Source organism: Mycobacterium sp. (assembly GCF_032159765.1).
Lineage (GTDB): Bacteria > Actinomycetota > Actinomycetes > Mycobacteriales > Mycobacteriaceae > Mycobacterium.
On the sequence record NZ_JAVHWM010000003.1, the window covers coordinates 23,000 to 36,047 of the forward strand.

The 13,048-nt window shown below is 64.3% G+C and carries 11 protein-coding genes; all 11 read left to right on the forward strand.

The features are described from left to right. The 11 genes from QOH60_RS00570 (at window position 1) to clpC1 (ending at window position 12,996) form a co-directional block, all read left to right on the forward strand. Window positions 1-480, forward strand: a complete 480-nt coding sequence (locus tag QOH60_RS00570) for a DUF3180 family protein (protein WP_526415996.1) — start codon at window positions 1-3, stop codon at window positions 478-480. Window positions 481-533: 53 nt separating this feature from the next. Continuing rightward, entirely contained in the window at window positions 534-1,787 is a 1,254-nt protein-coding gene (locus QOH60_RS00575; RefSeq protein WP_526415998.1) for a DUF6779 domain-containing protein, read from the forward strand. Window positions 1,788-1,868: 81 nt separating this feature from the next. Further along, the gene (locus QOH60_RS00580; protein WP_526416000.1) at window positions 1,869-2,816 is read left to right on the forward strand and encodes a Rossmann-like and DUF2520 domain-containing protein; all 948 of its coding nucleotides are present in this window, start codon (window positions 1,869-1,871) and stop codon (window positions 2,814-2,816) included. Next, complete coding sequence (gene panC, locus QOH60_RS00585; RefSeq protein ID WP_526416002.1) at window positions 2,806-3,741, forward strand: pantoate--beta-alanine ligase; 936 nt, start codon at window positions 2,806-2,808, stop codon at window positions 3,739-3,741. The genes QOH60_RS00580 and panC overlap by 11 nt, the downstream gene beginning before the upstream one ends. Further along, window positions 3,741-4,151 (forward strand): aspartate 1-decarboxylase, encoded by a 411-nt coding sequence (panD, locus tag QOH60_RS00590; protein WP_526416004.1) that lies wholly within the window; start codon window positions 3,741-3,743, stop codon window positions 4,149-4,151. The genes panC and panD overlap by 1 nt, the downstream gene beginning before the upstream one ends. Before the next feature lie 2 nt (window positions 4,152-4,153). Continuing rightward, on the forward strand, window positions 4,154-4,969 hold the full coding sequence (locus tag QOH60_RS00595; protein ID WP_526416006.1) for a type III pantothenate kinase: 816 nt from the start codon (window positions 4,154-4,156) through the stop codon (window positions 4,967-4,969). Window positions 4,970-5,058: 89 nt separating this feature from the next. Then, window positions 5,059-6,072 carry a serine/threonine-protein kinase gene (locus tag QOH60_RS00600; protein ID WP_526416008.1) on the forward strand — a complete coding sequence of 338 codons (1,014 nt, stop codon included), beginning with the start codon at window positions 5,059-5,061 and terminating at the stop codon, window positions 6,070-6,072. Between the two features lie 126 nt (window positions 6,073-6,198). Then, complete coding sequence (locus QOH60_RS00605) at window positions 6,199-8,142, forward strand: FHA domain-containing protein (RefSeq protein ID WP_526416010.1); 1,944 nt, start codon at window positions 6,199-6,201, stop codon at window positions 8,140-8,142. A gap of 62 nt (window positions 8,143-8,204) precedes the next feature. After that, window positions 8,205-9,704 carry a lysine--tRNA ligase gene (gene lysS, locus QOH60_RS00610; RefSeq protein WP_526416012.1) on the forward strand — a complete coding sequence of 500 codons (1,500 nt, stop codon included), beginning with the start codon at window positions 8,205-8,207 and terminating at the stop codon, window positions 9,702-9,704. Window positions 9,705-9,824: 120 nt separating this feature from the next. Further along, window positions 9,825-10,163 carry a histone-like nucleoid-structuring protein Lsr2 gene (gene lsr2, locus QOH60_RS00615; protein ID WP_526416014.1) on the forward strand — a complete coding sequence of 113 codons (339 nt, stop codon included), beginning with the start codon at window positions 9,825-9,827 and terminating at the stop codon, window positions 10,161-10,163. 280 nt (window positions 10,164-10,443) lie between these two features. After that, window positions 10,444-12,996, forward strand: coding sequence for an ATP-dependent protease ATP-binding subunit ClpC (gene clpC1, locus QOH60_RS00620; protein WP_526416016.1), 2,553 nt, complete (start codon window positions 10,444-10,446; stop codon window positions 12,994-12,996). Window positions 12,997-13,048: the final 52 nt, after the last annotated feature.

Sequence of the window (13,048 nt, forward strand, 5' to 3'; positions counted from 1 at the left end):
ATGGGGCCGACCAGGAAGCGAGACCTCACGGCTTCGGTGGTGGCGGTTGCCGTCCTTGCCTACTTCGTCGTCCTGATGTGGTATCCGCGCGCGTTCCCGCCTATCAGGGCCCTGACCGGAATCTCGCTTCTTGGCATCGCGGTGGTCGAGGCGATGTGGGGCCGGTACGTGCGATCGAAGATCGCCAATGCCGAGATCGGCGACGGCAGCGGCCGTCTGCATCCGCTGGCTGTGGCGCGCTCTGTGATGATCGCCAAGGCCTCGGCGTGGGTGGGTGCGCTCGTTCTCGGCTGGTGGCTCGGCATGCTCGCGTATTTGCTGGTCAATCCCGACCAGTTGGACATCGCCCGGAAAGACTCGCCTGGCGCCGCGGTGGCCGCCGCGAGTGCCCTTGCACTCGTCATCTCCGCGTTGTGGCTGCAGCATTGCTGCACCACGCCGGAGGAACCGCCTGATGACCGCAGCGCAACAGGTGACTAGAATCGCCGGGTTCGGTCGAGACCGCGCGTTACAACCGCGGGTACAGTCGGCCCATGACTAGTCCGAGCCGTGCGGGGATTTCCCGGCGCGGTAGCCGCAGGCCGGGATGGCTGCTGCTCACGGTTTTGCTGGTCTTGGCAATCGCGGCCAGTTCGGCTCTGGTGTTCACCGAGCGCGTCGAATTGCTCAAGCTCGCAGTGATCCTGTCACTTTGGGCGGCCGCGGTGGGTGCGTTCGTGTCGGTCATCTATCGCAGGCAAAGCGATATCGATCAGGCCAGGTCCCGTGATCTGAAGCTGGTCTACGACTTGCAGCTGGACCGCGAAATTTCGGCCCGCCGCGAATACGAGCTTGAGGTGGAGACGCAGTTGCGTCGCGAGCTGTCCAACGAATTGCGGTCGCAAGCTGCTGACGAGGTCGCTGCGCTGCGGGCTGAATTGGCGGCTCTTCGTACCAATCTGGAGATCATGTTCGACACGGATCTCTCGCAGCGACCGGCCATCGAGCCCGAACGGACGACCGTGCGGGCGTACAGCGACTGGCAGCGGGACACTGATCCGGGCCGGCGCCGTGGCGCGGCTTTTGTTGCATCGGCGCCGCCCGACAACGGCGAGGACGCGATCATCGACGTTCCGGAGGAACCAGCGGTTCCCGTGGAGAGCGTCCGTGTCGTGGAGCCCGAACCGCCCATCTTCGAACCTGCGCCCCCACCCATGCCGCCGCCGATGTGGACGCCGCCACCCTCGCCTGCGGCCCCGGTCCAGGCACCGGCCCAGAGCGGTGGCCGGCACGGAGTTGGCTCTGGCGCGAACGAATGGCAGCCGGCGGCCGCCGAGGCGCAGTGGGTGACACCGTTGAGCGACTCGCGCGAAGAGCAAATGGCACCGATGAGCGACTCGCGCGAAGAGCAGCCGGTACCGCCGACGCCGGGCGGCTCTTTCCCGCCGCCGGCGCCGCCCGTCGATCTTCCACGGATGAACGGCTCGGCTGGGCCCCCGCAGGCGCCGCCGCCGTCGACCGCGCCCGACGAGCCGCGCAGGGGACGGCACTACAACGTTCCCGATCCCGTCGGCGCCCCCGCCGGGCCGCCGTCGTCGCGGCATGCCTCCGAGCAGAACGCCTTCGCCCCGGCGCCCCCGGAACCGCCGACACCCGCGGCGCCGCCGACCCCGTCGCCGGCCGCTGACGCCGCCGCCAGGCACGGTGCATCAGACACCAACGGCCAATCCGTCGCCGAACTGCTCGCCCGGCTGCAGCCGAGCGCAGGCTCGGCGGCAGGCGGACGTCGTCGTCGCCGCGACGGCTAAGCTAGTCTGTGACTGACCGTCCGGTACCCGCGTAGCAGGACCGGAACGAAACTTCTCACCTACTTTGCGAGGTCACCTGCAATGGAGCAGTCCCCGCATGACGATTTGCCTCCGGCCCGGCTCTCGGTCGGGGTCATTTCAGCGGGTCGAGTTGGCGCCGCACTGGGGTCGGCGTTGGAGCGCGCTGGGCACGTCGTCGTCGCCTGCAGCGCCGTGTCCCACGCCTCGTTGGAGCGGGCGCGTCGTCGCCTGCCTGACACCGCCGTCCTTCCTGTGCACGACGTCGCCGGCCGGGCCGAGCTTCTGGTACTCGCGGTGCCGGATACCGAACTCGCAACGGTCGTCTCGGGTCTCGCGGCGACACGGACCGTGCGTCCCGGCACGATCGTCGTGCACACGTCCGGCGCAAACGGCATCGGCGTGCTGGCGCCGTTGACCGAGCAGGGTTGTCGTCCGCTTGCGATCCACCCCGCGATGACGTTCACGGGCTCCGACGAGGACATCGAGCGGCTGCCCGACACATGCTTCGGTATCACAGCCGCCGACGATGTGGGCTACGCGATCGGACAATCGCTTGTTCTCGAGATCGGCGGTGAGCCGTTCCGAGTGCGTGAGGATGCGCGCACGCTCTACCACGCCGCGCTGGCTCACGCGAGCAACCATGTCGTGACGGTGGTGGCCGACGCGCTGGACGCATTGCGCGCAGCCCTGTGGGGCCAGGAGCTGATGGGCCAACAACTTGTGGACGACGCACCGGGCGGCATCGCTGAGCGGGTGATAGGTCCGCTCACCCGTGCGGCAGTAGAGAACACGCTGCAGCGCGGTCAGGCGGCATTGACCGGTCCGGTGGCACGCGGGGACGCACAGGCCGTCGCCGCGCACCTGCGGGCATTCTGCGAGTTCGACCCGCAGCACGCCGAGGCGTATCGAACCAATTCGCTGCGGACTGCCCAGCGGGCCCAGGCCCCGGCGGAAGTATTTGCAGCACTTGTTGATTCGTCTGACCGGGCGGGTTGCAATGACAATTAAGTTAGAGAAGAAGTTCCATCCCGGGCAGCTGAACGTCTACGACACTCCGAAGTCTGTGGGCGAAGTCACCCGTGCTCTTCGTCACACCGGACGCCGTGTGATGCTGGTGCCAACCATGGGCGCACTCCATGACGGCCACCTCGCGCTGATCCGGGCGGCCAAGCGGGTGCCGGGTTCGGTGGTGGTGGTTTCGATTTTCGTCAACCCGCTGCAGTTCAGCGCCGCTGAGGATCTGGACGACTACCCCCGAACCATGGATGCCGACCTCGAGCTGCTCCGTGGCGAGGGTGTGGAGGTGGTGTTCGCTCCAACCGTCGCTGCCATGTATCCACACGGTCCTCGCACGACGGTTCATCCCGGTCCGCTTGGTGAGCAGCTCGAAGGGTCCTCGCGACCAACGCATTTCGCCGGCATGCTCACGGTGGTGCTGAAACTGCTGCAGGTCGTCGGCCCGGACCGCGTCTTCTTCGGCGAAAAGGATTACCAGCAGCTCGTGCTGATCAAGCAGATGGTGGCCGATTTGAACGTCGACGTGCGCATCGTCGGAGTGCCGATCGTCCGCGAAGCTGACGGATTGGCTCTCTCGTCACGCAACCGGTACCTGACGCCCACCGAACGCGAGCAAGCGTGCGCGCTGTCTTCGGCGCTGCTGGCCGGAATGTATGCGGCCCCTGCGGGTGTCGACGCCGCGCTGGACGCCGCCGCCGCGGTGCTCGACGAGGTGCCCGTCATCGAGGTGGACTACCTGGAGGTGCGCGGCCTCGGGCTCGAGCCCGCGCCCGACAGCGGCCTGAGCCGGATGCTGGTGGCCGGACGACTCGGACAGACCAGACTCATCGACAACATCGCGATCGACATCGCCGGCACCTCCGGGCATCCGCCCAACGGGCCGGACGGCCATTACGAATTACCTTGGAGGAACTGATGTTACGTACCATGTTGAAGTCCAAGATCCACCGCGCCACGGTCACCGACGCGAACCTGCATTATGTGGGATCGGTGACCATCGATGCCGATCTGATGGACGCAGCGGACCTTCTCGAAGGCGAGCAGGTGACCATCGTCGACGTGACCAACGGCGCTAGGCTGATCACCTACGCGATCACGGGCGAGCGCGGCAGCGGCGTCATCGGAATCAACGGCGCCGCAGCTCATCTCGTCCATCCTGGCGATATTGTCATCTTGATCGCATACGGCACGATGACCGACGCGGAGGCCAGGGAATACCGCCCGCGGATAGTGTTCGTCGACGCTGACAACCGGCAAGTGGACCTCGGCGACGATCCCGCGTACGTGCCTGAAGAGTTCTCCGCTGACCTCGTGTCGCCCCGATAATCGTGCTGCTCGCGATCGACGTCCGCAACACCCACACCGTGGTGGGGTTGATCACCGGGTCCGGCACACACTCAAAGGTGGCCCAGCACTGGCGGATCCGCACGGAGTCAGAAATCACGTCCGACGAGTTGGCACTGACGATCGACGGCCTGATCGGTGATGATTCTGAGCGGCTCACGGGTGCCACTGCGCTGTCGACCGTACCCTCGGTGCTTCACGAGGTACGTGAGATGCTCGACCAGTACTGGCCGTCGGTGGCACACGTTCTCATCGAGCCCGGAGTGAGGACCGGCATTCCGCTGTTGGTGGACAACCCCAAAGAGGTCGGCGCCGACCGGATCGTCAACTGCCTTGCCGCCTACCAAAAGTACGGAACCGCTGCGATCGTCGTCGACTTCGGTTCGTCGATATGTGTGGACGTAGTCTCGGCGAAGGGCGAATTCCTGGGTGGCGCGATAGCTCCCGGTGTGCAGATCTCATCGGATGCGGCAGCGGCGCGTTCTGCGGCGCTGCGCCGCGTGGAGCTCACCCGTCCCCGCTCGGTCGTCGGCAAGAACACTGTGGAATGCATGCAATCCGGAGCGGTATTCGGTTTCGCCGGTCTGGTCGACGGACTCGTGCAGCGGATCCGCGACGACGTCGACGGCTTCGGGGGTGACGACATCACCGTCGTCGCGACCGGTCACACCGCGCCGCTGCTGCTGCCTGATCTGCACACCGTGCAGAAGTACGACCCCCATCTGACGCTGGAAGGCCTGCGGCTCGTGTTCGAGCGCAACCGCGACAACACCAGAGGCAAGCTCAAGCAGGCGCGTTAGGCCCATCTGCCCGCTCAGGCAAGATCGCACTTGACGCCAGCGATGTCGATTACGCTCAGCGCTGGCAATTTTCGTAACAGGGCGGCGCGATGGGTGAGACGTTGACGGGCAGCGGTGACTCGACTCAAGTACCGGGGCCTGAGGTAGTGCTCGGGCGATACCGCTTGTTGTCCATGATCGGTGAGGGCGGGATGGGTCAGGTGTGGCGCGCCCATGACTCGCAGACCGACAGGGTGGTGGCGCTGAAGCTGCTTCCGCATCGCCTGGCGAATGACGATGCCATCAAGGAGCGCTTCCGCCGCGAGTGCCGGGCGCTGGCACAGGTGGCTGAGCCGCACGTCATCCCGATCCATGACTTCGGTGACATCGACGGCCGGCTGTTCCTGAACATGCGCTTGATCAACGGAATTGATCTGCGCTGGGTGATCAGCAATCACGGCCCGCTGTCGCCGGAGCGGGCGGTCGCGGTCATCACACAGGTGGCCGACGCGCTGCATGCGGTCCACGACGCCGGCGTGGTGCACCGCGACGTCAAGCCCTCCAACATCTTGCTCGACGACGAGGACTTCGTTTACCTGATCGATTTCGGCATCGCCCATGACCTCGACGACCCGTCACTGACCAGCACGGGGCAGACAATCGGCACCTTCGCCTACATAGCGCCCGAGGCGATCGAAGCGGGGGACACCACCGATTCGCGAGTCGACGTGTATGCGTTGGCCTGCGTGCTCTACGAGTCCCTGACGGGACGGGAACCTTTTCCCGGCACGAAGGAGCGCAACGATCTGATCGCTCATCACCGCTTCAGCCCGCCGCCGCGCCCGAGCAGCGGCACAGATGTGCCTGAAGCCTTCGATGACGTCATCACCAAGGGAATGGCCAAGGATCCTGACGACCGGTATCGATCGGTGCTCGAATTCGCGGCCGCGGCGCGCGCTGCGCTGGGAGAGTCGGCGGGGTTGTTCAGCGCCGGCGGGAATCCGGGCACCGGGTGGCGGCTGAGTCTGTCTCGCACTGCGGTCGGCTTGGTGGCCGCCGCAATAGTGGTCGCGTTGATCGCCGCTGTGGTCATCACCGTCGTGATCGATCACACCGGCCGCTGACTGCTGGAAGCAAGCTTCCACGTGAGTGTCGGCGCTCTCATCTGAATCGAAAACGCCCCGAGCCGGGCGGCGTGCGCGCATGATGGTCGCCAACCTGGGGCGGATCGACAACTTGCGAGGTTTCAGATGTATCGACTTCAATTCCACGCCGCTGGCAGCACCACGTCCTTTGACGAACAGAGGGTGCTGCGGATCGGCAGTGACCAAGGCAACGACATCGTGCTCAACGCTCCCGGTGTATCTGCCCGTCACGCGGAGCTGCGGCCCACGCCGACCGGATGGGAGCTGTATGACGTCGGGAGCAGCGAGGGGACGTGGGTGGGTGAGCATCGCGTCGGTCAAGTCCCGCTCGGCCCGATGACGTCGGTACGCTTCGGCGGTCCAGGCAACGGCATCGAAACGACGATCGTTGTCGACACTTCTGCAGGCGATGTTGGGACCGACCCGGCATATGTGACGGCGCCGCAGCAGGACCCAGAGCGCACGGTCCTCCCCACTGACTTGGATTCGACGAAGGACGATCGAGCCGACGCGATCCTGATCCGTACCCGCGACGGTGACAAACGCTTCGGCGCGGGCAAGGTGATCACGATCGGGCGCGACGAGGGGTCGGAGGTTGTCGCCGACGATCCTGTGGTGTCACGCCAGCACGCCGACGTGCAACGCCGGACGGACGACTGGTGGTACGTGGACCACTCCAATTCCGGCTCGTTCATCGATGGCGAAGCGGTCAAAGAGAAAGAGATCACCGACGAGACCGTGGTGCAGCTCGGCCACCCGACGGCCGGATACCAGCTCACCTTGGTTCCTATCTCGGACGTCGAGTCGGCGCAGAAGGCCATCTCCGGAAAACGTTGGCGCCGAAGGGGTGTGCTCGTAGGGGCGGCGATCGCGGTGATCGTGCTGGTGGCCGCCGGCGTCGCCGCGAGTGTGTTGTGGCCTCGACCGAAACCAGAGCAGCCAGGGCTGAGCGCCGCCCATCTCGAGCGGGCCAAGAAAGCCAGCGTGCAGATCATCGCGATGTCCGACGGAGAGCGACTCTGGCGGGGCTCAGGGTCGATCATCAGCCCTGACGGCCTCATCATCACCAACGCACACGTCGCCAAGCCGACGGCGAAAGGAATGCAGGGCGCCAGCGGCGCAACCGACCCGGACGGCTTCCTTGTGGCGTTCGCCAACGACGACGACACACCCGCAGCCCCGAAATATCACGCGAAGAGCGTCGTGGCCGAGGGCTACCTCGACCTGGCCGTTATCAAGATCGATGCCAATGCAGATGGCACACCGCTCAGCGGGGGCAAACCGGATCTGCCAGAACCGATGCCGATAGGCGACAGCAATGCGCTGCACACGGGCGACCGCATAACGACCTTGGGATATCCGGGCCTGACCGCCGACCACCGCGCCGCAGGTCCGCTGACCGTTACCAGCGGTGACGTCTCGGCATTCAAACGCGATTACGCCACCGACACCGACCGGTTCTGGATCGATACCACGGCACGAATCGCGCACGGCAACTCCGGTGGCGCGGCGATCAACACATCGGGAGAGCTTGTGGCCGTCAACACCCGATACGAGACCGGCAAGCCCGATGACCCGGTCTCGTTCCTCACTCGGCCGATCGCCCTAGCGGCAGACCTGATAAAGGTTGCGCATAGCGGAGGCGACCCCGACTATGTTTCGCCGTTCCTGGCAAAGGTCAAGAAGCTACCCGACAACGCCAAAGTTTCATCCGCGGGGTGGTCGAAACCTGGCTCGGGGGGATGTAAACGAACAATGGCGAACAAATCTGTAACACCCATGCCGGGCGCGCAACCTGGCGATGTTCTGGTCGCGAACTTCCAGATGACGGACATCCCTGCCGACACACCTTTCACCATCTTGTTTGTCAGTAACGACCTAAAGCTGCTCGGCGATCCGATCAGGCAGGTCTGGACCCTCGGGAATGGGACGGTTTGCATCGGTCCGAAGCTGCAGACCGAAGCTGGCATGCCCAGCACTATCCTCGCGGTCTTGGACGTCGGCTATCAAGATGAGATAGAGATCATCAACCCCGTCAAGTTCGGCTGACCACAGGCGCCTCAAGCGCCGCCGTCGTCTGTGACCCCAGGACTCCTTTAAGCTGGCACGTCGTGACTGACGCGCCTGATGCCACGGATCTGCCCGAGCAGTTCAGGATCCGGCAGCAGAAGCGCGCGCGACTGCTGGACGACGGTCTTGAGCCGTATCCGGTGTCGGTTCCTGTCACCCACACTCTCAAGCAGATTCGTGAGGCGTATCCCGACCTCGACGTCGACGCCACCACCGGCGACATCGTCGGGGTGGCCGGCCGTGTGGTGACGGCACGCAATACCGGCAAGTTGTGCTTTGCCACCCTCCAGGAGGGCGACGGCACACAGCTGCAAGCAATGCTCAGCCTGGCGAGCGTCGGCCAAGAGGCACTCGACGCATGGAAATCCGAGGTCGACCTCGGCGACATCGTTTTTGTGCACGGAGAGGTGATCAGCTCACGCCGCGGTGAGCTGTCCGTGTTGGCCGATTCGTGGCAAATGGCCGCCAAGGCGCTGCGGCCGCTGCCGGTGGCGTATAAGGAGATGAACGAGGAATCGCGGGTTCGCCAGCGTTACGTCGACCTGATCATGAGGCCCCAGGCCCGTGCGACGGCCCGGCAGCGCGTCGCGATCGTGCGGGCACTGCGCAATGCCCTGCATCGGCGCGACTTCCTCGAAGTCGAAACCCCGATGCTTCAAACGCTGGCGGGTGGTGCGGCGGCCCGTCCGTTCGCCACGCACTCGAATGCGATGGATGTCGACCTGTACCTGCGTATTGCCCCCGAGCTGTTTCTCAAACGCTGCGTGATAGGCGGATTCGACAGGGTTTTCGAGCTGAATCGCGTGTTCCGAAACGAAGGCGCAGATTCAACGCATTCGCCCGAATTCGCCATGTTGGAAACATACCAAGCGTATGGAACCTATGACGATTCGGCGGCGATGATCTCAGGAGTTATACAGGAGGTTGCCGACGAGGTGTTCGGCACCAGGCAGTTGACACTCGCCGACGGGACAACCTATGACATCGGCGGACAATGGGCGTCGGTGGAAATGTACCCGTCGCTGTCAGAAGCAGCGGGTGAGTCAATTACGCCAGACACATCAGTAGCGCATCTTCGTGCCATCGCTACTCGTGTCGGTATCGAGCTTCCGACCGACCGCCCGATGGGCCATGGCAAGCTGGTTGAGGAATTGTGGGAATTTTTCGTCGGCAAGAATCTTGATGCTCCGACGTTTGTGCGTGACTTTCCTGTGGAAACCACGCCGTTGACTCGCCAGCACCGCAGCAAGCCCGGTGTGACCGAGAAGTGGGACCTGTATGTCCGCGGATTCGAGTTGGCCACGGGCTATTCGGAATTGATCGATCCGGTTGTTCAGCGCGAGCGTTTCGAAGCCCAAGCTCGCGCGGCCGCAGCTGGTGACGACGAAGCGATGGCGCTCGATGAGGATTTCCTCGCCGCGATGGAGTACGCGATGCCGCCGACAACGGGTACCGGAATGGGCATCGATCGGCTCATGATGGCATTGACAGGGCTAGGAATTAGAGACACTGTACTATTCCCGATTGTTCGCCGGACTTGAGCTGGACTGCGTCCTGTAAAGTGGCCTTCTTGGCTTGAGCGGCGATTTTATGGCACATTGGTAAACCAGACCCGCGTCACCGACGCGAGGCCGCACAGTTCAGAAGGAGCAGTGTAGAAAATGGCCAAGAAAGTAACCGTGACGCTCGTCGATGATTTTGACGGCGACGCAGCCGCGGATGAGACGGTCGAATTCGGCCTCGACGGTGTGACCTACGAGATAGATCTGTCGTCGAAGAATGCCAAGAAGCTGCGCGACGATCTCAAGGTTTGGGTCGAAAAGGGACGGCGAGTCGGCGGTCGTCGGCGCGGCCGGTCCGGCTCGGGCCGTGGGCGCGCGTCGATTGATCGTGAGCAGAGCGCCGCGATTCGGGAGTGGGCTCGCCGCAATGGCCACAACGTGTCGACGAGGGGCCGTATACCGGCAGATGTGATCGACGCGTTCCACGCTGCGACATAGCTCTCCTTGACCGACGGCTGCGATCCAGCGTCGTTGGTTGAATTCTTTCGCTCCCGGCAGAACCCGTCGGTTGACGGAAACGAATTTCCCTATGCCGACGTTGTTCTGTGTACTGCACAGAAGCCATGCAAAACGACCGCGCTGACGCGATAGCGGATTCCGATCGTCGAGCGGTCAACGCGGCAACGTGTCAGGCGGGCCATTAGAGTGGACAGCGGGTACGCGGGATCATGTCGTCGATGCGCGGGACCCACTGGTGAGGGAGAGCAGGTAACCACCGATGTTCGAAAGATTTACTGACCGCGCACGCCGCGTTGTCGTTCTGGCTCAGGAAGAAGCCAGGATGCTCAACCACAACTACATCGGAACCGAGCACATCCTGCTGGGTTTGATCCACGAGGGCGAGGGCGTTGCGGCGAAGTCGCTGGAATCGCTGGGCATTTCACTTGAAGGTGTCCGCAGCCAGGTCGAGGAGATCATCGGCCAGGGTCAGCAGGCCCCTTCCGGTCACATCCCGTTCACGCCGCGCGCGAAGAAGGTGCTGGAGCTTTCGCTGCGTGAGGCGCTGCAGCTCGGTCACAACTACATCGGCACCGAGCACATCCTGCTCGGCCTCATTCGTGAGGGCGAGGGTGTTGCCGCTCAGGTTCTGGTCAAGCTCGGCGCCGAGCTGACCAGGGTTCGTCAGCAAGTCATTCAGCTGCTCAGCGGCTACCAGGGCAAAGAAACCGCGGAAGCCGGTACCGGCGGCCGCGGAGGCGAGTCCGGCAATCCGTCGACGTCGCTGGTTCTCGACCAATTCGGTCGCAACCTGACCGCGGCCGCGATGGAGGGCAAGCTCGACCCGGTCATCGGTCGCGAGAAGGAAATCGAGCGGGTGATGCAAGTGCTCAGCCGCCGCACCAAGAACAACCCGGTGCTCATCGGCGAGCCCGGCGTCGGCAAGACCGCCGTCGTCGAGGGCCTCGCGCAGGCCATCGTTCATGGCGAGGTGCCCGAGACGCTTAAGGACAAGCAGCTGTACACGCTTGACCTCGGTTCGTTGGTCGCCGGCAGCCGCTACCGCGGTGACTTCGAGGAGCGCCTGAAGAAGGTGCTCAAGGAGATCAACACCCGTGGCGACATCATCCTGTTCATCGACGAGCTGCACACACTCGTCGGGGCCGGTGCCGCCGAAGGCGCGATCGACGCCGCGTCGATCCTGAAGCCCAAGCTGGCGCGCGGTGAGCTGCAGACCATCGGTGCCACCACGCTCGACGAGTACCGCAAGTACATCGAGAAGGATGCCGCACTGGAGCGCCGGTTCCAGCCGGTCCAGGTCGGCGAGCCGACAGTCCCGCACACGATCGAGATCCTGAAGGGTCTGCGCGACCGCTACGAGGCGCACCACCGCGTCTCGATCACGGACAGTGCGATCGTGGCCGCAGCGACGCTTGCCGACCGCTACATCAACGACCGCTTCCTGCCCGATAAGGCGATCGACCTCATCGACGAGGCCGGCGCGCGGATGCGGATCCGCCGGATGACCGCGCCACCAGACTTGCGCGATTTCGACGAGAAGATCGCCGAGGCCCGCCGCGAGAAAGAGTCTGCGATCGACGCGCAGGACTTCGAGAAGGCGGCAAGCCTGCGTGATCGCGAGAAGACTCTCGTCGCGCAGCGCGCCGAGCGCGAAAAGCAGTGGCGCTCAGGCGATCTGGATGTGGTCGCCGAGGTCGACGACGAACAGATCGCCGAGGTGCTTGGCAACTGGACCGGTATCCCCGTGTTCAAGCTGACGGAGGAGGAGACCACTCGGCTGCTGCGCATGGAGGACGAGATCCACCAGCGGATCATCGGCCAGGAAGACGCCGTCAAGGCCGTCAGCAAGGCGATCCGCCGGACACGCGCCGGCCTGAAGGATCCCAAGCGCCCGTCGGGCTCCTTCATCTTCGCCGGCCCGTCCGGCGTCGGAAAGACCGAGCTGTCCAAAGCGCTCGCCAACTTCCTCTTCGGTGACGACGACGCGCTCATCCAGATCGACATGGGCGAGTTCCACGACCGCTTCACCGCCTCGCGGCTGTTCGGCGCCCCTCCCGGGTACGTCGGATACGAGGAGGGCGGCCAGCTCACCGAGAAGGTGCGGCGCAAGCCGTTCTCGGTGGTGCTGTTCGACGAGATCGAGAAGGCGCACCAGGAGATCTACAACAGCCTGCTGCAGGTGCTCGAGGACGGCCGTCTCACGGACGGCCAGGGTCGCACGGTCGACTTCAAGAACACCGTGCTGATCTTCACGTCGAACCTCGGCACATCCGACATCTCGAAGGCGGTCGGCCTGGGCTTCACCCAGGGCGGTGGCGACAACAACTACGAGCGGATGAAGCAAAAGGTCAACGACGAGCTGAAGAAGCACTTCCGCCCGGAGTTCCTCAACCGCATCGACGACATCATCGTGTTCCACCAGCTGACACGCGATGAGATCATCCGGATGGTCGACCTGATGATCAGCCGTGTCGAGAAGCAGCTGAAGAGCAAGGACATGGCGATGGAGCTCACGCCGAGCGCCAAGGCCCTTCTCGCCAAACGCGGTTTCGATCCGGTGTTGGGTGCTCGCCCGTTGCGGCGCACGATCCAGCGGGAGATCGAGGACCAGCTGTCCGAGAAGATCCTCTTCGAGGAGGTCGGTCCGGGCCAGCTCGTCACGGTCGACGTCGACAACTGGGACGGCGAGGGCGCCGGCGAGGACGCCGTGTTCACGTTCACCGGCGGCCCCAAGGCGGCCAAGGCAGCCGATGAGCCTGACCTGGCGCAGGCCGGGGCCGCGGGCACGCACAGTTCGGCAGCAACCGAATAAACAACGACCGAAGCGGGCGGTACTCTCATCCGGGAGTACCGCCCGTTTCGTT